Annotated in this window: 23 protein-coding genes; 17 read left to right on the top strand and 6 right to left on the bottom strand. The window is 65.5% G+C overall.

The window, feature by feature from the left end; translation table 11 throughout:
- Window positions 1–91 precede the first annotated feature (91 nt).
- The 10 genes from QW887_RS04905 (at window position 92) to surE (ending at window position 9,402) form a co-directional block, all read left to right on the top strand.
- Window positions 92–1,642 (top strand): SPOR domain-containing protein, encoded by a 1,551-nt coding sequence (locus QW887_RS04905; RefSeq protein ID WP_316188280.1) that lies wholly within the window; start codon window positions 92–94, stop codon window positions 1,640–1,642.
- A 42-nt stretch (window positions 1,643–1,684) separates the two neighbouring features.
- Window positions 1,685–2,713 (top strand): beta-N-acetylhexosaminidase, encoded by a 1,029-nt coding sequence (nagZ, locus tag QW887_RS04900; protein ID WP_316188281.1) that lies wholly within the window; start codon window positions 1,685–1,687, stop codon window positions 2,711–2,713.
- The gene (locus QW887_RS04895; RefSeq protein ID WP_315711705.1) at window positions 2,710–3,549 is read left to right on the top strand and encodes a ScpA family protein; all 840 of its coding nucleotides are present in this window, start codon (window positions 2,710–2,712) and stop codon (window positions 3,547–3,549) included. The genes nagZ and QW887_RS04895 overlap by 4 nt, the downstream gene beginning before the upstream one ends.
- 19 nt (window positions 3,550–3,568) lie before the next feature.
- Window positions 3,569–4,666 carry an SMC-Scp complex subunit ScpB gene (scpB, locus tag QW887_RS04890; protein ID WP_316175347.1) on the top strand — a complete coding sequence of 366 codons (1,098 nt, stop codon included), beginning with the start codon at window positions 3,569–3,571 and terminating at the stop codon, window positions 4,664–4,666.
- Between the two features lie 276 nt (window positions 4,667–4,942).
- Window positions 4,943–5,176: a twin-arginine translocase TatA/TatE family subunit gene (locus tag QW887_RS04885; protein WP_006614346.1), complete on the top strand. Its 234-nt coding sequence runs from the start codon at window positions 4,943–4,945 to the stop codon at window positions 5,174–5,176.
- 112 nt (window positions 5,177–5,288) lie between these two features.
- A complete protein-coding gene (gene tatB, locus QW887_RS04880; protein ID WP_315711712.1) occupies window positions 5,289–5,816 on the top strand; it encodes a Sec-independent protein translocase protein TatB in 528 nt (175 codons plus the stop codon).
- A complete protein-coding gene (tatC, locus tag QW887_RS04875; protein WP_315827526.1) occupies window positions 5,813–6,628 on the top strand; it encodes a twin-arginine translocase subunit TatC in 816 nt (271 codons plus the stop codon). Before tatB ends, tatC begins: the two co-directional genes overlap by 4 nt.
- Before the next feature lie 126 nt (window positions 6,629–6,754).
- Window positions 6,755–8,086 carry a serine--tRNA ligase gene (gene serS, locus QW887_RS04870; protein ID WP_316188282.1) on the top strand — a complete coding sequence of 444 codons (1,332 nt, stop codon included), beginning with the start codon at window positions 6,755–6,757 and terminating at the stop codon, window positions 8,084–8,086.
- A gap of 102 nt (window positions 8,087–8,188) precedes the next feature.
- The gene (locus QW887_RS04865; RefSeq protein WP_316188283.1) at window positions 8,189–8,539 is read left to right on the top strand and encodes a hypothetical protein; all 351 of its coding nucleotides are present in this window, start codon (window positions 8,189–8,191) and stop codon (window positions 8,537–8,539) included.
- 95 nt (window positions 8,540–8,634) lie between these two features.
- Entirely contained in the window at window positions 8,635–9,402 is a 768-nt protein-coding gene (gene surE, locus QW887_RS04860) for a 5'/3'-nucleotidase SurE (protein WP_315711718.1), read from the top strand.
- 8 nt (window positions 9,403–9,410) lie between these two features.
- Here surE and QW887_RS04855 read toward each other — a convergent pair whose 3' ends face one another.
- The gene (locus QW887_RS04855; RefSeq protein WP_315711720.1) at window positions 9,411–9,794 is read right to left on the bottom strand and encodes a response regulator; all 384 of its coding nucleotides are present in this window, start codon (window positions 9,792–9,794) and stop codon (window positions 9,411–9,413) included.
- A gap of 266 nt (window positions 9,795–10,060) precedes the next feature.
- Here QW887_RS04855 and QW887_RS04850 point away from each other — a divergent pair, with 266 nt between their 5' ends.
- On the top strand, window positions 10,061–10,708 hold the full coding sequence (locus tag QW887_RS04850) for a protein-L-isoaspartate(D-aspartate) O-methyltransferase (protein ID WP_316194235.1): 648 nt from the start codon (window positions 10,061–10,063) through the stop codon (window positions 10,706–10,708).
- 107 nt (window positions 10,709–10,815) lie between these two features.
- Window positions 10,816–12,270, top strand: a complete 1,455-nt coding sequence (locus tag QW887_RS04845; RefSeq protein ID WP_316194214.1) for a LysM peptidoglycan-binding domain-containing M23 family metallopeptidase — start codon at window positions 10,816–10,818, stop codon at window positions 12,268–12,270.
- A gap of 51 nt (window positions 12,271–12,321) precedes the next feature.
- Here the strand turns inward: QW887_RS04845 and QW887_RS04840 are convergent, their stop codons facing one another.
- Entirely contained in the window at window positions 12,322–13,338 is a 1,017-nt protein-coding gene (locus QW887_RS04840) for an ATP-binding protein (protein WP_316194213.1), read from the bottom strand.
- Window positions 13,339–13,541: 203 nt separating this feature from the next.
- On the opposite strand from QW887_RS04840, the gene yajC reads away from it, so the two are divergent.
- From yajC to QW887_RS04815, 5 genes are all read left to right on the top strand, one after another.
- Window positions 13,542–13,910 (top strand): preprotein translocase subunit YajC, encoded by a 369-nt coding sequence (yajC, locus tag QW887_RS04835; RefSeq protein WP_006614336.1) that lies wholly within the window; start codon window positions 13,542–13,544, stop codon window positions 13,908–13,910.
- Between the two features lie 88 nt (window positions 13,911–13,998).
- A complete protein-coding gene (secD, locus tag QW887_RS04830) occupies window positions 13,999–15,600 on the top strand; it encodes a protein translocase subunit SecD (RefSeq protein WP_316194212.1) in 1,602 nt (533 codons plus the stop codon).
- A gap of 8 nt (window positions 15,601–15,608) precedes the next feature.
- Window positions 15,609–16,622 carry a protein translocase subunit SecF gene (secF, locus tag QW887_RS04825; RefSeq protein WP_315711726.1) on the top strand — a complete coding sequence of 338 codons (1,014 nt, stop codon included), beginning with the start codon at window positions 15,609–15,611 and terminating at the stop codon, window positions 16,620–16,622.
- Window positions 16,623–16,664: 42 nt separating this feature from the next.
- The gene (locus tag QW887_RS04820; protein ID WP_316194211.1) at window positions 16,665–17,042 is read left to right on the top strand and encodes an Mth938-like domain-containing protein; all 378 of its coding nucleotides are present in this window, start codon (window positions 16,665–16,667) and stop codon (window positions 17,040–17,042) included.
- Window positions 17,039–17,899: a phytoene/squalene synthase family protein gene (locus QW887_RS04815; RefSeq protein ID WP_315751016.1), complete on the top strand. Its 861-nt coding sequence runs from the start codon at window positions 17,039–17,041 to the stop codon at window positions 17,897–17,899. Before QW887_RS04820 ends, QW887_RS04815 begins: the two co-directional genes overlap by 4 nt.
- A gap of 13 nt (window positions 17,900–17,912) precedes the next feature.
- On the opposite strand, the gene QW887_RS04810 is transcribed toward QW887_RS04815, so the two are convergent.
- From QW887_RS04810 to trmFO, 4 genes are all read right to left on the bottom strand, one after another.
- Complete coding sequence (locus tag QW887_RS04810) at window positions 17,913–18,605, bottom strand: TauD/TfdA family dioxygenase (protein ID WP_315751017.1); 693 nt, start codon at window positions 18,603–18,605, stop codon at window positions 17,913–17,915.
- 243 nt (window positions 18,606–18,848) lie between these two features.
- Window positions 18,849–19,739 carry a TauD/TfdA family dioxygenase gene (locus tag QW887_RS04805; RefSeq protein WP_315751018.1) on the bottom strand — a complete coding sequence of 297 codons (891 nt, stop codon included), beginning with the start codon at window positions 19,737–19,739 and terminating at the stop codon, window positions 18,849–18,851.
- 66 nt (window positions 19,740–19,805) lie between these two features.
- A complete protein-coding gene (locus tag QW887_RS04800; RefSeq protein WP_316194210.1) occupies window positions 19,806–20,906 on the bottom strand; it encodes a serine/threonine protein kinase in 1,101 nt (366 codons plus the stop codon).
- Window positions 20,907–20,913: 7 nt separating this feature from the next.
- Window positions 20,914–22,347, bottom strand: coding sequence for a methylenetetrahydrofolate--tRNA-(uracil(54)-C(5))-methyltransferase (FADH(2)-oxidizing) TrmFO (trmFO, locus tag QW887_RS04795; protein WP_315711734.1), 1,434 nt, complete (start codon window positions 22,345–22,347; stop codon window positions 20,914–20,916).
- Between the last annotated feature and the right edge of the window lie 17 nt (window positions 22,348–22,364).

Below are 22,364 nucleotides of genomic sequence, written 5' to 3'. Positions count from 1 at the left end.
GGGAAACACACGACTTCAGTTGGGGGCCTCAATCTGGCAGGGTCCGCCTTAGGACGCATATGCGGCTCACCCGCAGGGACGCTTCATCACGATGGCTGATCGTTACCAGGACAGACCCTTTCCCGCTGATGGTTTTGGCCGTGGTGGAAACCAGCAGGCCGATGCCGATCCGCTCGCCGAACTCGCTCGCCTGATCGGGCAGAACGATCCTTTTGCCGCCTCGGGCCGGGCAACTCCGCAATCTCAACCGCGTCCGATGGCGCGCCCCGCGGCGCCCGCGCCGGAACAGCCGGTTCCCGGCATGCCTCCGGCCGGCGCTCCGGCCTGGATGCAACGTGCCCAGCCTGCCGCCGCCAACCCCTTCGCCGACATCGGCCGCGAGCCGCCGCAGCCCGCGCCTGCACCGCCGGCCTTTCCGGCGGGCTATCAGGATCCGCGCGGCCAGCCGGGTTTCCCGGACCAGGATTTCGCGCCCGCGCCCGCTCCCCGGCAGCAGCAGGGTTATCCGAACGCGGAGTTCGCCGATCAGTTGTCCAAGCTCGACTACAGCGTCGGGGAATCGCGCCACGGGTTCGCCGAGAATGACCGCGACTACAACCGCGACAACGGCTTCGACGACAACGAGCCGGACTCCTCGCGCTATGACGATGCGCTGTTCGGGCAGATGGGCTCGGGACAGCAGGGGTTTCAGGGCGACAACGATTTCCAGGACGGCCAATACGGCTATCAGGACGGTTACGACGAGGGCGAGGAAGAGGAGCGGCCGCGGCGGCGCAGCGGCATGAGCACCGTGCTCGCGGTGCTGACCCTTGCGGTGGTCGGCACCGGCGGCGCCTACGGCTACAAGACCTACATCTCGTCCGGCCGTACCGGCGAGCCGCCGATCATTCGCGCCGACAACAGTCCGACCAAGATCATGGCCCAGCAGGATCCGACGCCGAAGGTGCCGGATCGTCTGCTCGGCAATGACGGCGGCGAGAAGCTCGTGTCCCGCGAGGAGACGCCGATGGATCTGAACGCCCGCGGCGGCAATCCGCGCGTGGTGTTCCCGCAGATGAACCAGAATGCGGGTCCGCCGCCGGTCAGCGCCGGGGCGGCCCCGATGTCGCAGATGGCCAACGCCAACGGCATTTTGCCCAACAGCGATCCGCGTCCGATCAAGACGCTGTCCGTGACGGGGGGCAATCAGGCCGCTGCGGCTGATCCGCCGATGCCGGCGACGCCTGCAACCAAGCCGGCGGCGACGCCGAAGGGCCGAAAGTCGCCGGCCAACGCCAACGCGTCGGCCGCCAACGACAGCCCGATGCCGCTGACACCGCAGCCGGCCGCACCGGCGCGCATCGCCGCGGCCGTGCCGGTCACCGAGCAGACCCAGACCGATCGTACCGGCGGCTACCTGGTCTCGATCTCGTCGCAGGCCAGCGAGGCGGAGGCGATGTCGTCCTACAAGGCGGTGCAGGACAAGTACGGCGCCGTGCTGGGCAAATATGAGCCGATCATCAAGCGGATGGATCTGGGTGAGAAGGGCGGCGTCAGGTACCGCGCAGCCGTCGGGCCCTTCGCGACGAAGGAAGAGGCCAACAAGATGTGCGGATCGTTGAAAACTGCCGGCGGACAGTGTTTCCCGTTTAGCAACAATTAAGGCCTGCTTGACCGCCCCCGAGGCGGGGTCTATGCGGCCCGCATGACCATGCGGGCTTTCATTACCGGCATCTCCGGGCCTGATCTCACCGACGCCGAGCGCGCGTTCATCGGCGAGTCCAGGCCCTGGGGCTTCATCCTGTTCAAGCGCAACGTCCAGTCGCCCGCCCAAGTGACTGCACTGGTTGAGGAATTAAGGGCCTGCGTCGGCCGCGCCGACGCTCCGGTCCTGATCGACCAAGAGGGTGGCCGGGTGCAGCGGCTGGGGCCGCCGCATTGGCCGGTCTATCCCGCCGGCGTGGTGTTCGACCGTCTCTACGACCTTGATTCGGCCGCAGGTCTCCGTGCCGCCTGGCTCAGCGCTCGCCTGATCGCCGACGACCTGCTCGCGCTCGGCATCACTGTGGATTGCCTGCCGCTCGCAGACGTCCCTGTCGCCGGCGCCGATGCCGTGATCGGGGATCGAGCCTATGGCACGACGCCAGAAAAGGTGGCGGCGATCGCCCGGGCGGTGACGGAGGGGCTGGAGCAGGGCGGCGTGCTGCCGGTGCTGAAGCACATTCCGGGGCATGGCCGGGCCACCGCCGACACCCATGTCCGGCTGCCGACCGTGGACGCGCCAGAAGCGGAGCTCGACGCAACCGATTTCGCCGCGTTCAGGCCGCTGGCCGACCTCCCGATGGCGATGACTGCACATGTTGTGTTTAGCGCGATCGACGCCGCCCATCCGGCCACGACTTCTGCGACAATGATCGAACGGGTGATTCGCAAACGGATCGGGTTCCAGGGTTTGTTGATGAGTGATGACGTTTCCATGAACGCGTTGGCCGGATCGATCGCCGAGCGCACGCGCGCGATCGTGGCGGCTGGCTGCGACATGGTTCTGCATTGCAACGGCAAGCTCGACGAGATGCAGGCCGTGGCCGCCGAGACGCCTGAGCTTGAAGGGCAGGCTCTGATCCGCGCCGATCGCGCGCTTGCGGCGCGCAAGGCACCCACAGGCTTCGATCGTGACGCCGCGCGCCGCGAGCTCGACGCCTTGATCAACCGGCTGGGATCCGCTAGCGCATGACCGCTGAAATTCTGTCGTTTGAAACCGGCCGTCCCACGACGGAGCTGGCCGAGGCCGAACCGGCGTTGGTCGTCGACGTCGAGGGCTACGAGGGCCCGCTCGACCTGCTGCTCGCGCTGGCGCGGCAGCAGAAGGTCGACCTTGCCAAGATCTCCATCCTGGCGCTCGCCGACCAATATCTCCAGTTCATCGAGGCTGCCCGCAAGATCCGGCTGGAGCTCGCCGCCGACTATCTCGTGATGGCGGCCTGGCTCGCTTTTCTGAAGTCGCGTCTCCTGTTGCCCGAGCCGCCAGCGCAGGAAGGTCCGAGCGCTGAGGAGATGGCGACGGCACTTGCCAACCGGCTGCGCCGGCTGGAGGCGATCCGCGAAGCCGCCAATCGCCTGATGAACCGGCCCCAGTTCCAGCGTGACGTGTTCCCGCGCGGCAACCCGGAGGCCATAGCGGAGGTCCGTCGTCCCAAGTTCACCGCGACCCTGTTCGACCTGCTGTCGGCCTATGCCATCCAGCGGCAGTCGCGGGTCGTCACGTCCGTTCATATGGCCAAGCGCACGGTCTGGTCGCTTGCTGAGGCCCGCGCCACGCTCGAGCGTCTGGTCGGTATGACCGAGGTCTCGGACGATTGGGGATGTCTCGACGACTACCTGCTGGACTACGTCGTCGAGCCTGCACAGAAGGCCACCGTCTTCGCATCGAGCTTTGCGGCCGTCCTCGAGCTGGTTCGCGAAGGCAAGCTCGAGCTGAACCAGAAGCAGGCGTTCGCGCCGCTGTACTTTCGTAAGCGTCCACCGATCCAGCCCGGCGCCATGGCTGCGCCGGACTTGACGGTTGAGTAACGAACAAGGAGACCCTGCCATGGCAAGCTTGGCGGAACTGCGCATGGAAGAGCCCGACGAGATCGCGATCGAGCCTGTAGCGCGCCCCGAAGAGTTGCGCATCCTCGAGGCTCTCCTGTTTGCCTCGGCCGAGCCGCTCGAGCAGGCTGCGCTCGCCAAGCGTATGCCTGAAGGTGTCGACATCAAGGCCGCACTGGCGCAGCTGCAGGCGGAGTACGCCAATCGCGGCGTCAATCTCGTGCGCGTCGCCAACAAGTGGACCTTCCGTACCGCCGGCGACCTCGCCTGGCTGATGACGCGCGAGAGCACCGAGACGCGCAAGCTGTCGCGCGCGGCGATCGAAGTTCTGGCCATCGTTGCCTATCACCAGCCGGTGACGCGTGCCGAGATCGAAGAGATCCGCGGCGTCGTCACCTCCAAGGGAACGCTGGACGTTCTGCTGGAGACCGGCTGGATCAAGCCGCGGGGGCGCCGCAAGACGCCGGGCCGTCCGTTGACCTTCGGAACCACCGATGCGTTCCTGGCTCAGTTCAGCCTGGAGACCCTGGGCGATCTGCCTGGCCTGGAAGAGCTGAAGGGGACCGGCCTGCTGGATTCCCGGCTGCCGACCGGCTTCACCGTCCCGACGCCATCGGACGATCCGACGCTGCGGGAGGACGAGGAGCCGCTGGATCCCGGCGATCTCGACCTGGCGCTTGCGCCGGCGGTGGAGGCCGAGCCTGGCGAGGCCGAAGCCGCGGAAGACGAAACGGCCGAGATGGAAACGATCGCAGCCGACACGGCTGCGGCCGAGGTCGCCGAAGGCCAGATGGCGACCGCTGAGGCCGCCGTTCGGGACGACACCTCGTCGCAGGTCGCCGTTGGCGATCTGGAACTGCCGGGCGCCGATGCGGAAACCGAGATCACCGAGGTGGACTTGGCCGTCGAGCAGATCGAGGTCGAGCCGGACGACGAGGCCGTTATCGAGCTCGTCGAGCTGTCTGCCGACGCCGACGCTCAGGCAGACGACGAGGCAGAGGCCGAGGCCGAGGTCGACATGGCGGATGAGGAGATCGACGCGGCCGATGACGCGCACGACCGCGATACCGACGACGACGGCTCGCCGCACCAAAGCTAGCGGCCGGGGCTGTTAACACTCGCGTTATTACGTAGGTCCGGCCGCGAATTGTCGGACCTTAAGTGCTTGTTTTTGGGGGCGTTGGCGCCTACCTTCCGGCCAGATTGGGCTGTCCGCGGGCCGTTTTCGGCTGATGCGCCGCGTTCGTGTTGATGTTTCGCAATCGAATGCTAGAAGCGAAGTGTCGCGGTCAAGTCCATGGATATGACGCGGTTTCGGCGGTAGCGTCGACGGGCAGTCGGGTGAAGGCTGCGCCGGTGTTTGGAGGGTTGCAGGATGGGTTCGCTTAGCATTTGGCACTGGATCGTCGTGATCGCGGTCGTCCTGCTGTTGTTCGGGCGCGGCAAGATTTCCGATCTGATGGGCGACGTCGCGCAGGGCATCAAGGCGTTCAAGAAGGGCATGCAGGACGACGACAAGGCGCCGGAGAAGACCGAGCCCGTCAAGTCGATCGATCACGGCGCCACGCCTTCGGCCACCCGCACGGATGTCGGCAGCAAAGCCGTTTGATCTGCGCGTGAAAGGCGCCGGCGGCGCGCTCCCGCAGGGACGGCACCGGGACCTGTTCAGACAGGCCCGGATAGGCGGGATCAGAGGCGTCGTCGCGTAGGCGGATTGTTTCATGTTCGATATCGGCTGGAGTGAGCTGCTCGTCATTGGGGTCGTCGCGTTGATCGCGATCGGTCCCAAGGAGCTTCCGGGCGTCCTGCGCATGGTCGGGCAATGGATCGGCAAGGCGCGCCGGATGGCCTCGGAGTTCCAGGGCCAGTTCCAGGAGGCGATGCGCGAAGCGGAGATGGCCGACCTCAAGAAGAGCTTCGATGAGGTCCGCGAGGCGGCCAGCGGTTTCACCCCGACCGGCGTGATCTCCTCGTTGCAGCGCGACGTCGACAAGGCTCTCGATATCGAGGGGATCGACAAGCCCGCCGAGCCGGCGCCCGCATCGGATGTGGCTGCTGCTTCGCCCGAGCCTCCTGTGATGACCCCGACCACCCCCGAACCTCCAGTGGCCGAGACCTTCGCAGAGGCTGAAGTCCATCAATCCGTGGGCGAGCCGCTGGCGATCGTCCGTGAAATCAAACCCGAGCCACAGCCTGAAATGTCTGCGTCAGCAGAAGCTGACCGCCCGAAGGACGCCAAAGCGTCATGACCGTCGAAGATATCGAGGCCAGCAAGGCCCCGTTGATGGACCACTTGATCGAGCTGCGGTCGCGGCTGATCAAGGCGCTGATCGGCTTCGGCGTGGCCTTCATCTTCTGCTTCTTTTTCGCCAAGCAGATCTACAACATCCTGGTGCTGCCGTTCGTCTGGGTCGCAGGTGCCGAGAACAGCAAGTTCATCTACACCCAGCTGCTCGAATATTTCATCACGCAGTTGAAGCTCGCGATGTTCGGCGCTGGTTTCATCTCGTTCCCGATCATCGCGACGCAGATCTACAAGTTCGTGGCGCCGGGGCTGTATCGCCACGAACGCAATGCTTTCCTACCCTACTTGATAGCGACCCCCGTCTTCTTCGTGCTTGGCGCCATGCTGGTCTATTTTGCGGTGTGGCCGATGATCGTGCGCTTCTCACTGGGCATGCAGCAGCTCGGCGGCCCCGAGACGGCGCAAATCGCGCTGATGCCCAAGGTCGGTGAATATCTGTCGCTGATGATGTCGCTGATCTTCGCCTTCGGCATCGCGTTCCAGCTCCCGGTCATCCTGACCCTGCTCGGCCGCATCGGCATCGTCACCTCGCAGATGCTGAAGGAGAAGCGGCGCTATTTCATTGTGATCGCCTTCATCATCGCCGCCGTGCTGACCCCGCCAGACGTGCTCAGCCAGGCCTCGCTGGCGCTGCCGCTGCTGGCGCTCTACGAGGGCGCGATCATCGCGGTCGGCATCGTCGAGAAGCAGGCGGCTGCGGCCAAGTCCGGCTCGTCGTCCGGCTCGGGGAATCTCCCGGCCGACCCTTCCGAATAGAACGGTTGCGCTCGGGGACATCCGAGGGCGTTGCCTGTTCCCATCCGGCGCCATTCGCGGTAGTGCAGGCCGGCCCGCGAGCCCAGGCGACTCGCCGATACTCTTCGTTCCCAGGACCGAACGACCATGCACGACATCAGATCGATCCGTGACAATCCGCAAGGTTTCGATGTGGCGCTGACGCGCCGGGGTCTGGCACCGCTGTCGTCGCATCTGCTCGCCATCGACGAGCGGCGGCGCGCGGCGATCCTGGCCTCCGAGCAGGCCCAGGCCCGGCGCAACGCCGCCTCCAAGGAAATCGGCGAGGCCAAGAAGGCCAAGGATGACGCGCGCGCATCGGCGCTGATGGAGGAGGTCGCCAAGCTCAAGACCACCATGCCGGAGCTGGAGGCAGCCGCGAAGCAGGCGGATGAGGAGCTGGCGCGCGAGCTCTCGGCGATTCCCAATTTGCCGCTCGACGAGGTGCCGGACGGCAAGGACGAGCACGACAATGTCGAGCGCCACATGTTCGGCGCCCGGCGCAACTACGCCTTCGCGCCGAAGCCGCATGATGATCTCGGTGCGGCTCTTGGCACCATGGACTTCGAATCGGCTGCGAAGCTGTCGGGCGCGCGCTTCGTCGTGCTGAAGAGGGGCCTGGCGCGGCTCGAGCGCGCGCTCGGGCAGTTCATGCTCGATCTTCATACCAATGAGCACGGCTACACCGAGATCAATCCGCCGCTGCTGGTACGCAACGACGTCATGTTCGGTACCGGCCAATTGCCGAAATTCGAGGACGACCAGTTCTGGGCCGTGAAGGGCGAGCTGATTGCAGAGCCGGATGATCGCCTCAAGACCGAGCGGCTGGGTCTCATTCCAACTGCCGAGGTGGCCCTGACCAACCTGGTGCGCGAGTCCATCGTCGATGAGAAGGAGTTGCCGATGCGGCTCACGGCGCTGACGCCGTGCTTTCGCGCCGAGGCGGGCGCCGCCGGCCGCGACACCCGCGGCATGATCCGTCAGCATCAGTTCACCAAGGTCGAGCTGGTCTCGATCACGACGCCGGAGACCAGCACGGACGAGCACGAGCGCATGCTGGCCTGCGCCGAGGAAGTGCTGCGCCGGCTCGATCTGCACTATCGAGTCATCACGCTGTGCACCGGCGACATGGGCTTCTCCTCGCAGAAAACCTACGACATCGAGGTCTGGATGCCCGGGCAGGGCGATGGCGGCGCCTTCCGCGAGATCTCCAGCTGTTCGGTGTGCGGCGAGTTCCAGGCGCGCCGCATGGATGCACGCTATCGCGGAAGCGATGGCAAGCCGCGCTTCGTGCACACGTTGAACGGTTCGGGCACGGCTGTCGGCCGTGCGCTGATCGCGGTCATGGAGACCTATCAGCAGGCCGACGGTTCGATCGCCGTCCCCGATGTGCTGCAGCCCTATATGGGCGGCCTCAAGGTGGTGACCGCGGAGCCATAGCGCCGCGGCAAATTGCATCCGCCCAGGTCGCCGCCATTGCGTGCGCGCCGGCGGGTCGTATCCTCGGTTCTGTTCAGCAATTGCTTTTCAGATACCGGCATCATGGCTCTGCATCGGGATATTTTCTGGATCGGACGGCAATGGGCCGTCACCGGCTCCGGCATCCAGGCGGTCGATCAGCGCCTGAAGGGAGCATTCGATATCGAATCCTCAAGGGTCTGGGACGAGGGCCTGCACGACTCGCTGTGCGATCAGGCTTGGTTCAACCCCGTCGACTTCGAGAAGGCGTTGAGTGTCGCGCGGGCCCGGTTTGCGGCGGTGCCGCGGACGGAGCCTTCAGCGGTGCCGGCGCCTCCTGTCCAGCAAGCGCCCGGCGCATCCAGCCTACCGTTGAGGCTGGGCACGCGAGGGCAGCTCGCCAGGTTCCTGCCGCAGTGGCGGATCCGGCATTGACCGGGTGGTGCCGCAGCGCGCTCAGGTTTGCCTCGATGCTGCACAGCAGATAAGACACCCCCGAACGATGCTTTCGGAGGGACGGAAGGTTGGCCATGCGGATTCTCTGCACCAATGACGACGGAATCCATGCGCCGGGTCTCAAGGTGATCGAGGAGATCGGACGCGCCCTGTCCGACGACGTCTGGATCGTGGCTCCCGAACTGGACCAGAGCGGCGTGTCCCATTCGCTCTCGCTCAATGACCCCCTGCGGCTGCGTGAGGTCGGCCCGCGGCATTTCGCAGTGCGCGGCACGCCGACCGACTGCGTCATCATGGGATCCCGTCATATCCTGGGGGCGAAGCTGCCCGACGTGGTGCTGTCCGGCGTCAACAAGGGCCGCAACGTTGCCGAGGACGTGGTCTATTCGGGCACCATCGCCGGCGCGCTCGAAGGCACCATTCTCGGTCTGCCGTCGTTTGCCCTGTCGCAGGAATTCAGCGTCGCAACGCGTGACAAGCCGTCTTGGGACACCGCGCTCAAATTCGGCCCGCAGATCGTGCGCAAGGTGCTCGAAGCCGGCGTGCCGAGGAATACAGTGATCAACGTCAACTTCCCCGCCTGTGCACCGGAAGAGGTCAGGGGCGTCGTGGTCACCCGCCAGGGCAAGCGCAATCTGGGCTTCTTGAAAGTCGATGAGCGGCGCGACGGCCGCGGCAACCCCTATTTCTGGATCGGCTTCGACCGGGCTGCCTCGCTCGATGTGCCCGACGAGGGGACGGACCTCGCAGCTCTCGCGGCGCGCTACGTATCAGTGACCCCGCTTCGCCTGGATCGCACGGACGAGGCGTTCTCCGGCAAGCTCAGCGACATTCTCGGCTGAAGCGCCTTCTACCCCTGTGGCCCAGCGCCACGCAGGGCATGGTCGATCGCCTTTCCGAGCGTCTCGAGCTGGAATGGCTTCTGCAGGGCCGGCCGGTCGCGATATTCTTCCGGCAACCCCGACGAGCCGTAGCCGGTTGCGAAGATGAAGGGACGGTTGCGCGCCTTGATGAGATCGGCCACCGGCGAGATGACCTTGCCGTTGACGTTGACGTCGAGAATGGCGACGTCGAAATAGGTGCTCTCGGCCAGCCGCATCGCTTCGCCGATTTCGCCGGCTTCGGCCGCGACGGTGTAGCCGAGCTCTTCCAGCATGTCGGCGACCATCATTCGGATCATGACTTCGTCTTCAACCAAAAACACAGAGCCGCGCGGCGGCCGCGGTGCAGTCATGATGTCAGTCCTTGCCCATACCCGATTTGACGCTCGCAAATAACGGCTTATGGCGCAACGTCAACAATGTCGTCTTTCACGGTCGTGCGGCGTGGGCACGATCGCCCATAAGGTGAACGAACCGGACCCGACTTGGTTCCTCGTGCGGAACGCGGTCGTCGCCGGGACCATGACGGTGCATCCGGTTGCGACGGGTGTGCGGAAAATCGGTGCGCAACCCTCGCCCGGCAGGTAAATTGCGCACGAGCCCACCAACCGACATCCCGATGCCCCCAGCTGCTCCTCCCGAGAAAATGATGTTTCAGCTGACCCTGCGTCGGCGGGGGATCAGCGATCAGGCGGTGTTGCGCGCGATGGAAGAGGTGCCGCGGGAGGAGTTCGTTCTGCCGGCCGACCGCCCGGAGGCCTATCGTGACAGCGCGATGGCGATCGCCTGCGGGCAGACCATCAGCCAGCCCTTCGTCGTCGCCTACATGACCGAGCAGCTCAAGCTGCAGAAGTCCCATCGTGTACTCGAAATCGGGACGGGGTCAGGATACCAGGCCGCGATTCTGTCCAGGCTGGCCACCAACGTCCTGACGGTGGAGCGCTTCCGGACATTGGCCGACAAGGCCAGGGAGCGGTTGGAGAGGCTCGACTGCTTCAATGTCGAGGTCATGCTCGGCGATGGCTACGCGCTGCCCCCGGGGGGCGGCCAATTCGACCGCATCATCGTAACGGCGGCGATGGACGAGATTCCCCAGAGCCTGCTCGACCGGCTGGAGCCGGACGGTATCCTGATCGCGCCGGTCGGGCCGCAACACGGGGTGCAGACGCTCGTCAGGATCACGCGAACGGGTGATCGTTTCGACCGAAAGGAGCTCGTCGACGTGCGATTTGTGCCGGCAATTCCGGGGATTGCGCGCGAACTTTAAACGTGCGGATCAGCAGGCCGCACAACGCTTTATTCGCGGCTTAAGCGCTTATTTACCGCGGCTGTGTTTACTCGAATTCGTTGTTTGTTGCGTACGAGTGAGTAACCATGCCCGCCACCGTCGAGTTGCTTCGCTCGCGCCGCCTGCCGCAAGTTGCGGCGTTGGCGCTGATGTCGTTCGGCGTCGCCGGCTGCAGCGCCGACATGTCGACGCGGCTGTCGCAGACGCAAAATCCGTTTTCAAACCCCTTTGCATCCGATTCCACCGGGTCGGTGCAGGCGCAGCCGCCCCGGCAGCACCAGCAATATAGCCAGTCCTACACGCCGGCTCCCGCGTCGGCGCCAGCCTATTCGTCCTCGGCGCTGCCGCCCCCGGCGGTCGGGGCTCCGCAATCCTATCCGACTGGTGGCGGCGCCGGAGGCATGTCGTCGGGCGGGCGCGGCGTCGCGTCCTATGCGCCACCCGCTGCGGTCCCCGTCGCGGCGCCCGCCGTCGCCGCACCCCCGGCCTATGCACAGCCCGCGCATTCCTATGCTCCGCCGGCCCAGCCGCGCCTCGAGACCACCGGCACCGTGCCGCCGCGTTCGGTCGCGGCCGCGCGTCCTGCCAGTGGCACCAAGATCATCGTCGGTACCAGCGATACGCTCGACATCCTCGCCAGGCGCTACCGCGTGACGCCGGCTGAGATCCTGGCTGCCAACGGCTACAAGGGCCCGCGTGCGTTGTCGCCAGGCCAGCAGCTGATCATTCCGCATCCTGGCGCGGTGGCGGCTGCGCCCGCGGCCCAGCCCGTTGCCGCGGCGCCAATGGTCGCGCCGAAGCCGGTGGCGGCCGTCGCACCGTCCACCGTCCATTTCGTCAACCGCGGCGAGACACTCGCCAGCATCGCCCGCCAGAATCATCTGACGGCGGCTGAGCTCGCCCGCGCCAACAATCTCGATCAGGCTTCGCCGCTCAAGCTCGGGACCAGGCTGACCGTCCCTGGCAGGGCCGTGGCGGCAGCTGCGCCGGTGGCTCCGGTCGCAACCGTTCCCCAGGCGGTTGCGACCGTGCCGGCGCCAGCGCCGACAACGCGGGTCGCGACGGCCACCGGTCCGGTCCAGACCGCCCGCCTGGCCCAGGCCAATCCGGCGCCCGAGAAGGAAGAGGAGCCGGCACGGCCGGCCGAGACCACCAGCTCGCTACCGACCTTCCGCTGGCCGGCGCGCGGCAAGGTGATCACCAGCTACGGCGCCAAGACCAACGGCAAGTCCAACGATGGCATCAACATCGCCGTGCCCGAGGGCACCCCGGTGAAAGCGGCCGAAGATGGCGTCGTCGCTTACGCCGGCAATGAATTGAAGGGTTATGGCAATCTGGTCCTGGTGCGGCATTCCAACGGCTATGTCACCGCATATGCCCATGCGAGTGAGCTGATGGTGAAGCGCGGTGATCCGATCAAGCGCGGCCAGGTCATTGCCAAGTCGGGTCAATCGGGAGAAGTCGGATCGCCGCAGCTCCACTTCGAGATCCGCAAGGGATCGTCTCCGGTTGACCCGCTGCAATTCCTCAACGGGGCGTGAGGTCCGGTCGTTTGACCCCACGCAATCGTGGACGACACAGGGCCGCGCAGATTACTGCGCGGCTTTTTGCGTTGTCAGCCGCACGCCGAGGCGGCCCGCCAGATCTTGCGTGAACTGCCACGCGACGCGGCCCGAGCGCGAGCCGCGCGTCGTGGCCCATTCCAGCGCCTCGCGCTCCAACTGATCCTCGGCGACTGCGATGGCGAAATGGCTGCAATAGCCTTTGACCATCGCGAGGTATTCGTCCTGGCTGCAGCGGTGGAAGCCGAGCCATAGGCCGAAACGGTCGGACAGCGAGACCTTTTCCTCGACCGCTTCGCCCGGATTGATCGCGGTGGAGCGCTCGTTCTCGATCATGTCGCGGGCCAACAGATGGCGCCGGTTGGAGGTGGCGTAGAGAATGACGTTCTCCGGGCGTCCCTCGATGCCGCCTTCGAGCACGGCTTTCAGCGATTTGTAGGACGCATCATTGCCGTCGAACGACAGGTCGTCGCAGAACACGATGAAGTGGAACGGTGCGGCACGCAGGATGTCCATCAGGGCCGGCAGGCTCTCGATGTCCTCGCGGTGGATCTCGATCAGTTTCAGCCGGTCGGCCGGCTTGCGCGTGACGTTGATGCTGGCATGGGCGGCCTTCACCAGCGATGATTTGCCCATGCCGCGCGCGCCCCACAACAAGGCGTTGTTGGCCGGCAGGCCGTTGGCAAAGCGCTCGGTGTTCTCGATCAGGATGTCGCGCATCCGGTCGATGCCCTTGAGCAGGTCGATCTCGACACGGCTGACGCGCGGCACCGTCGAGAGCCGGCCGTTCGGATGCCAGACGAAGGCGTCGGCCGCGTTGAGGTCCAGCGCGGGCGTGGCACCCGCATGGGTTGTCGCCAGATGCGCGGCAATTGCTTCCAGCGCACGGGCAATCCGGTCAGCCGTATCATCGGAGGCGGGGCCGGCGGGACGCTTTGCCGCGATCTTTGGTGGCTTTTGCGCTGCAGGCCGGGGGCCTTTGGCGAGCGGTCTGAGGGCGTTTTTGGCGGGGGCGCGGGACGAGGCTTTGGCTGGTTTTTTCGACATGCTGCAAGTTCCTGATGGGGCAGCCATATCGGGCCTCGCCGGCTGCCGCAAGCGGGGCGAAATGAAGGGGCGGGGCGCCTTGCTATTGGGACTGCTGCCGCTATATTCCGCGCGAAATTCGCAAGAGGCCGGCCCGCGCCGAGACAAGCGTGGTTCGCCGGCTATTCCCGTCTCACCGGGCGCTGCCCACGAGGATCGACCACATGCTGATCACCCCTGCCTATGCCCAGGCCGCCGGCGCTGGCGACACCAACAGCATGCTGATGTCGCTGCTGCCGTTCGCGCTGATCTTCGTGATCATGTATTTCCTGATCCTGCGGCCGCAGCAGAAGAAGGTCAAAGAGCACGCCGATCTCGTCAAGAACGTCCGCCGCGGCGACACCATCGTGACCCAGGGCGGCCTGGTCGGCAAGGTGACCAAGGTCGTCGACGACGACCAGGTCGAGTTCGAGATCGCCGACGGCGTGCGCGTGCGCCAGATGCGCCAGATGATCACGGGCGTCCGCACCAAGGGCGAGCCCGCGAAGGCAGACGCAAAGGACGACAAGAAGGACGAGAAGGCCGCGAGCTGATCGCCGGCCTGGCCGGTTGAACGCCGGCCTTCGCTCTTTGTGATGTTCTGATTTTCCGGGCCGGCTACGGCCCTTACGGACAACCTCCATGTTGTATTTCACGCGGTGGAAGGCGCTGGGCATCATTCTCACGGCGCTCGTCGTGTGCCTGTGCGCGGTGCCCAACTTCTTCTCCGAAGCGACGGTCAAGACCTGGCCGGCCTGGGCGCAGCGCCGGCTGGTGCTCGGCCTCGACCTGCAGGGCGGCTCCTATCTGCTGCTCGAGGTCGACTCCAACTACATCAAGAAGGAGCGGCTCGATGCCGTGCGCGACGACGTTCGCCGCACGCTGCGCGATGCCAAGATCGGCTACACCGGATTGGTGAGCCGGGGTGATGGGGTCGAGGTCCGGATCACCAAGGAAAGCGACACGGGAACTGCGATCTCCAAGCTGCGCGATCTCTCGCAGCCGCTCGGCGGGCTGCTCGGCTCCAGCGGCCAGCGCAGCCTCGAAGTCAGCGATGCCGGCGGCGGACTGGTCCGGCTGACGATCCCGCCGGCGGCCATCACCGAACGCATCCGCCAGACCATCGAGCAGTCGATGCAGATCGTCGAGCGCCGCGTCAACGAGCTCGGCACCGTCGAGCCCGTGATCCAGCGCCAGGGCAACGATCGCATTCTGGTGCAGGTGCCGGGCTTGCAGGATCCGACGCAGCTCAAGAACCTGCTCGGGCGCACGGCCAAGATGGAATTCCGGATGGTCGACACCTCGGTGCCGGCGGATCAGGCGGTGCAGGGGCGGGTGCCGCCGGATTCCGAGGTGCTCCAGAGCGCATCGCCACCCAACCAGCCCTATGTCGTGAAGAAGCAGGTGCTTGTCTCCGGCGGTGATCTCTCCGATGCGCAGACCGGCTTCGACCAGCGCACCAACGAGCCGATCGTCACCTTCCGCTTCAACTCGGCCGGCTCGCGCAAGTTTGCGCAAGCCACCACCGAGAATGTCGGGCAGCCGTTCGCCATCGTCCTCGACAACAAGGTGATCTCGGCGCCGGTCATCCGCGAGCCGATCACCGGCGGCTCCGGCCAGATCTCTGGCAATTTCACCGTGCAGTCCGCCAACGAGCTCGCGATCCTGCTGCGCGCCGGCGCGCTGCCGGCGCCGCTCACTGTCATCGAGGAGCGTACCGTCGGTCCGGGCCTCGGCGCCGATTCGATCGCCAAGGGCGAGCTCGCATCCTATGTCGGCTCGATCCTCGTCATCGTGTTCATGCTGGTGACCTACCGGCTGTTCGGCGTGTTCGCCAACATCGCCGTGGCGGTGAACGTCGCGATGATCTTCGGCGTGCTGTCGCTTTTGAATGCGACGCTGACGCTCCCGGGCATCGCCGGCATCGTGCTGACGGTCGGCATCGCCGTGGACTCCAACGTGCTGATCTATGAGCGCATCCGCGAGGAGCTGCGGGGCGGCCGCAATGCGATCTCGGCGATCGACGCCGGCTTCAAGCGCGCATTGGCGACCATTCTCGACTCCAACATCACCACCTTCATCGCCGCCGCCGTGCTGTTCTATATCGGCACCGGCCCCGTGCGCGGCTTCGCCGTGACCTTGGGCATCGGCATCCTCACCACGGTCTTCACCGCCTTCACGCTCACCCGTCTGATCGTCGCGGGGTGGGTGCGGTGGAAGCGGCCGCAAAGCGTGCCAATCTAGGAGCTACTGTGACACACTGGGTTCTCATCGGGCTTGGCATCCTGATCGCGGTGCTGACGGTGGTCAGCGCGCTCGGCCTGCTGCCGTCGCTGCGCATCGTTCCCGACGACACGCATTTCGATTTCACACAGTTCCGCCGCATCAGCTTTCCGATTTCTGCGGCGCTGTCGATCCTCGCGATCGTGCTGTTCTTCACCCATGGCTTGAACCTCGGCATCGATTTCCGCGGCGGCACCTTGCTCGAGGTGCGGGCCAAGTCCGGCACCGCCGACATTGCGGGGATGCGCGCGACGCTGGCGACCCTCGGTCTGGGCGAGGTGCAGCTGCAGCAGTTCGGCACTGCGGCCGATGCATCGGTTCTGATCCGAATTGCCGAACAGCCGGGCGGCGACGCCGCTCAGCAGGAGGCCGCCAACAAGGTCAAGGCGGCGATCGGCGATTCCGTAGAGTATCGCCGGGTCGAGGTGGTGGGGCCGCGCGTTTCCGGCGAGTTCCTGGCCGTCGGCATGCTCGGCCTGATGCTCGCGATCATCTCGATCCTGATCTATCTCTGGTTCCGGTTCGAATGGCAGTTTGCGCTCGGTGCCATGATCGCCAACGTCCACGACATCGTGCTGACGATCGGCTTCATGTCGATCAGCCAGGTCGATTTCGACCTCACCAGCATCGCGGCGCTGCTGACCATTCTCGGCTATTCGCTCAACGACACCGTCGTCATCTACGACCGTATCCGCGAGATGCTGCGGCGCTACAAGAAGATGCCGATGCCGCAGCTGCTCAACGAATCGATCAACTCGACCTTGTCGCGCTCGATCATCACGCACGTCACGGTGACCCTGGCGCTGCTGGCATTGCTCTTGTTCGGCGGCCCGGCGATCCACAGCTTCACCGCGGTGATGATGTTCGGCGTGGTGCTGGTCGGCACCTACACCTCGATCTTCATCGCCGCGCCGATCCTGATCTATCTCGGCGTCGGAACCGTTCGGGGTGATCAGGTCGACGAGCCGAAGAAGAAGCCCTGATCAGCCGTTGGACCCGGATCGGGGTTGAGATGTTGGTCTCGCATGGCAACTGACGCCCCGCATTTCCCGCGGTCCGCGCCGATCGACGGTTATGGCAAAGGCGGCTTCGCCTTTGCCGGCATGTCGCATCGCGGCTCGCTGCTGTGCCTGCCCGACTCGATCTGGGCCTGGGACGTCATCCAGCCCGACCAGATCGACCGCTATTCGTTGCAGCGCGTTTTTGATGCGGCGAACAGGATCGACACGCTCATCATCGGCACCGGAAACGAAGTCTGGATCGCGCCGGCACCGCTGCGCGCGGCCCTGCGTGGCGTGAACGTCGTGCTCGATGCGATGCAGACCGGCCCCGCGATTCGCACCTACAACGTCATGATCGGCGAGCGGCGCCGGGTTGCGGTAGCGCTCATCGCCGTCCCATGAGCGAGACGAACGCCAACAGCGACGCCGCGTTCTGTGCAGGCCTTGTCCGCGAGCACGATTTCGACCGCTACGCCTCGACGCTGTTCATGTCGCCCGAGCCCCGGCGTGCGCTGTTGTCGCTGTACGCATTCAACGTCGAAGTCAGCCGCATTCGAGATCTCGTGTCGCAGCCGCTGCCGGGCGAAGTCCGCCTGCAGTGGTGGCACGACACGCTGACGGGTCACGAACATGGCGGCGCGGAGGGAAATCCCGTTGCGGCCGAATTGCTGCTCACCGTGCAGCGCTTCGCGCTTCCGGTCGAGCGGCTGACGCGCCTGGTCGATGAGCATCAGTTCGATCTCTACAACGATCCGATGCCGACGATGGCGGCGCTAGACGGCTATCTCGGCGACACGCGTGGCGCGCTGTTCGCGCTGGCCGCGCAGATCATTGCGCCGCCGTTTGCGGACGCCGATCATCTCGCGCACCATGCCGGCATCGCGCAAGGGTTGCTCCAGGTGATCGCGGCGCTGCCGCGCGATGCGGCCCACCGGCAGCTCTATGTCCCGCTCGATCTTCTCGCGCGGCATGGCGTCGGCCAGGAGGAGATGTTCTCCGGCAAGGCGTCGCCGGCGATCCAAGAGGTGATCATGGACCTGCGCGGGCAGGCCCGGCAGCATCTCGATCACACCCTCGAGCTGGCGCGTCAGGCGCCACCGGCCGTGCGGCCGGTTCTGCTGCCGCTCGCGCTGGTCCGGCGCGACCTTGCGCGGGCCGGACCCCGCGACGATCCGTTTCAGCCGCGCTCCCGCTCGCGCCTCGCGACGCTGTGGACGCTGTGGCGGGCCGCGGGGACGACGAGTTTTTGCGCGCGCTGACCCCGTCGCGGGCTCAAGCCGAGGGCATCGTGCTCCAGAGCGGCGGGCTGTGCAGGAGTCTCGGCATGTCCGGCGGCTCGTGCCGGTGGATCGTGCAGCGGGTGTCCCAGACGACGAGATCACCCGGTCGGCAGGTGTGGGTCCAACTGAACTCGGGCCGTTCGGCAAGCTGCCAGAGATCGTCGAGCAGCGCGTCTGATTCGTTCTGCTCGAGGCCGACGACATAGGAATGGCGACGCTGCCCCAGCGCGAGCATCGAGCGGCCGGTATCGATATGATTGCCGACCAGCGGATGCACCGGGCCTGCGATGACGGTGCGACGGCCATCATCGGCGGTGTCGGTCGCGAGATGACGAACCTTCAGATGAGCGACGCGGCTGCGCAGCGCCGGTGAGAGCGCGTCATAAGCGGCGTAGAGGCTGCAGAATGACAGTCTGTCGCCCAGCAAGCCTCCGGGGGAGGTGTAAAATAGATCCGCGTGACCGAAGCGACGGCTGAAGGCCGCGATGTCACGTTCACCAAGCCGCTGGCCGCGCACCAGTAGGACCTGATGCTTGAGCAGCGCGCGCATGAACGAGGCGAACGCCCAATCGTCGAAGGATCCGAGATCGACATTGCAGACCTCGGCACCGAGCGTCTTTCCCGTCGGGATGACCTGGATGAGGCTGCTTTCGGCGCTTCGAGCAACGTTGCTTCTGAGACTCACTTGCGTCATCTCCCAAGTTTCACCAGCGCCTGCAAATCAACCATCGTAATTTGTCGGGGGTGTTTCGGCTCGGAGGCAATTCGCGGAAGGATCGCGGCACGATCTGCCGATTGTCGGCACACTCTGCCGCTCTGAGTCGGAAGTTGGACGCTTCAAGGCGATGCGCGAGGAAATATCCAGCAACCTGCAACTCATTCGCAGGCAATCTGGCGCTTGATCGTGCTGATCCCGCGCGCAAGCGAATCAGTGTGGGCGATCTGTTCCCTTGATCTGGGTCCGATGCATGATTCGCCGCGCATGATCATCGAACGGATCGCGCCGATGCATGGTGCAGCGATTGTCCCAGATGACGAGATCTCCGACCTTCCAGACATGCTCCCAGGAGAATTCCGGACGGGCAACATAGGCCCACAACGCGTCGAGCAATGCTTCCGACTCGGCGAGCTCGAGGCCGACCAGATAGGCATTGCGCCGGCGGCCGAGATAAAGCATCCGCAGGCCGGAATCGGGATGCGTGCAGACCAGCGGATGGATCGCGCCCGGCGATGTGCGCGGATCATCGGTCGGCGTTACGCCCTGTCGGACGAAGCCGCCGCTGTTGTAGGTGCCGTCGTGCTTGATCTTCAGATCTGCGACGCGGCGCTTCAGTTCAGGAGGAAGCGCGTCGTACACGGCATACATGCTGCAGAACGACGTGTTGCCGCCGACGGGGGGAATTTCCAGCGCGTAGAGCGCGCTCGCGATCGGCGGCGTGTCGAGATACGACATGTCCGTATGCCACACCGCTTCGCCCGCGCCGAGGCTGCCGATCGCCTCGCCATTCACCTTCACGTTCGAGACGATATAGATTTCGGGTAGACCGTCGACGAAGCGGCGCCCGTTCTCCTGCACCGGCGCCCAGTCGAGATCACCGAAGCGGCGGCTGAAGGCGATCAAGTCCTGGTCCGTCAGACCCTGGCCGCGCACCAGCAAAACGGAGTGCGTGTGAAAGGCACGGAGCAGGGAGCTGAAGCCCGCATCGTCCAGATGCTTGAGATCGACATGTCGAATCTCGGCACCGAGTTGCCGGCCGGTCGGGATAATCTCGATGTTCGACGACCGAGACGTTGTGGCCGCGCGGGTTTCGACGTTCATTGCCAATCCTCCCAAACGACATTGCAACCAAAGGATACAATGGTCGGTCCGCGAAGTCTCGTCCGCTCAGGCCGAAGGCAGGTTCAGGTCCGCCTCGAAATTGAACCGGTCGCGCAGGTTCTTGCGCGAGTCCAGGATGTCCTTGAGGAAAGCGCGATCGCTGTCGCTCGTGAGCATCGGTTCGATCAGGTCGATCTGGTTCATCGCGACCAGCTGCAACAGTTCAGTGCGTGGCCTGCCGCTGGCGTCGCGCGGCAGGGCATGCACGACCTGGATATGCTCCGGCGGCTTCGGGCCCTTGGCTGAAGCAAGCTCGTTTTGCAGCTGAGTTTCAAGCGTCGGCTGCTCTCCCTCGACGAACGCATAGAGCCCGACGCCGGTCCGGCGGTCTGCGAAGGCAACGATCGCCGCGTCGCGCACGGCCGGGTTCTTCCGGATCATGTCCATCAGCACCGGCGCATCGTTGACCAGACGTCGTCCGCCACCCTCGCGGTCGGTGAAATTGAAGATGCCGCGCGTGACGGCGCGATACACCTTCTTGCCAGTCATCAGCCAGACGCGCGCGAACAGCGATTTGCGTGCCAGGATCTTGCGCTCCTTCGGCGTCAGCGCCTCGGGCGCGTAACTCCGCTTATGCTTGAGCAGATGACGCAGGTCCTCATAGGCCGCGATCCGGAACAGCCGGCTGCGGCTCTCGAAGCAGGCGGCCAACTGAAAATCGGTGACGTAGCAATGGCCGTCGTGACCGACGAGCCAATTCTGCTCCTTGGCGAGATCGTTGTGCGTGATTCCGGCGCGATGCAGCCGGCGCATCATCCGCTTGGCCGAGCGGAAATAGGCGACGTTGCCGTGCGGCTTGGCCAGATGCAGCGCCACGCCATTGATGAAGCCGCGGACCAGCGCGCGATCCCCAGCCCATAGCAGATCAGGGCCGGCGTTGAGCCCCTTGGCGCGCATCAGCGCCTTGCACTCGCGCGCGAACAAATGCCGCGCCAGCACGAACGACCACCACGGCACCTCATCGAGCCGGCGCAGCACGGCGTCGACGTCACCGGCCTCGCTCTTGAAGCGGCCGCGCTCGACGGTCGAGAACACGTCGCGCTTGAGCAGAACGCCTTCGCTCCAGCGCGCCGCCAGCACGGCGAAATCAGTCTTCGGCAAACTCATGGGGCTCTCACGCAGCGGCCGCGACGGGCAGGTGCTCGGCGATCCAGCGGTCGAGATCGGCCAGCGCGCGGGCGCTCATCGCCTGCTTCTTCGCCACCGTCTTCTCGTTGCCCTTCAGCCGCGTGCCGTCCGGCTTGCGGGTCGGGGTTGTCGCCAGCGGCGGGAACAGACCGAAATTGATGTTCATGGGCTGGAACGAGCGCGTCGCACCGTCGATCGTCTCGATGTGGCCGCCGGTGATATGGCCGAGCAGGGCACCGAGCGCTGTGGTTGGTGGTGGCGGCAGCAGATTGGCGCCACGCACCTCGGCGGCGGCGTAGAGGCCGGCGATCAGGCCGATGCTCGCCGATTCCACATACCCCTCGCATCCCGTCATCTGGCCGGCAAAGCGCAGCCGTGGCTGGACGCGCAGGCGGAGCTGCGCATCGAGCAGCTTCGGCGAGTTGAGGAAGGTGTTGCGATGCAGACCCCCGAGCCGCGCGAATTCCGCGTTCTCGAGGCCAGGGATGGTGCGGAAGATCTGCTGCTGCGGGCCGTATTTCAGCTTCGTCTGGAATCCGACCATGTTGTAGAGCGTGCCGAGCTTGTTGTCCTGGCGCAGCTGCACGATCGCGTAGGGCTTGACCGTCGGATTGTGCGGATTGGTCAGGCCGACCGGCTTCATCGGGCCGTGACGCAGCGTCTCGTGGCCGCGCTCGGCCATTACTTCGACCGGCAGGCAGCCGTCGAAATAGGGCGTGTTGGTCTCCCACTCCTTGAAGTCGGTCTTCTCGCCGGCGAGCAGCGCCGCGACGAAGGCGTCGTACTGCTCCTTCGTCATCGGACAGTTGATGTAGTCAGCACCCGTGCCGCCCGGACCGACCTTGTCGTAACGCGACTGGAACCACGCCTTGGTCATGTCGATCGTGTCCTTGTGCACGATCGGCGCAATGGCGTCGAAGAAAGCAAGCGCCGTCTCGTCGGTCAGGTCACGGATGGCCTCGGCGAGCGGCTGCGAGGTGAGGGGACCGGTGGCGACAATGACGCGATCCCACTCCGCCGGCGGCAAGCCGGTAACTTCGCCGCGGCGCAGCGCGATGCGTGGATGCCCTTCGAGAGCCGCTGCGACGGCCGCCGAGAAGCCGTCGCGGTCGACGGCCAATGCGCCACCGGCCGGAACCTGATTGGCGTCGGCAGCGCGCATGATCAGCGAGCCCAGCCGGCGCATCTCGGCATGCAGCAGGCCGACGGCGTTGTTGGCCGCATCGTCGGAGCGGAAAGAGTTCGAGCACACCAGTTCGGCCGCGGTGGCGGTTCGGTGCGCCTCGGTCATGCGGTCCGGCCGCATCTCGTGCAGCACCACATCGACTCCAGCCTCGGCGAGCTGCCAAGCGGCTTCAGAGCCGGCGAGGCCGGCACCGACAACGTGGACGGTATTCGAAGGTGATTTGGAGCCTGTCATGCGCGGGACAGGTAGCG

It is taken from the genome of Bradyrhizobium sp. SZCCHNRI3052 (genome assembly GCF_032484895.1).
Taxonomy (GTDB): domain Bacteria; phylum Pseudomonadota; class Alphaproteobacteria; order Rhizobiales; family Xanthobacteraceae; genus Bradyrhizobium.
Note: the sequence above shows the minus strand (reverse complement) of the source record. Positions and strands in the feature narration are given on the sequence as shown.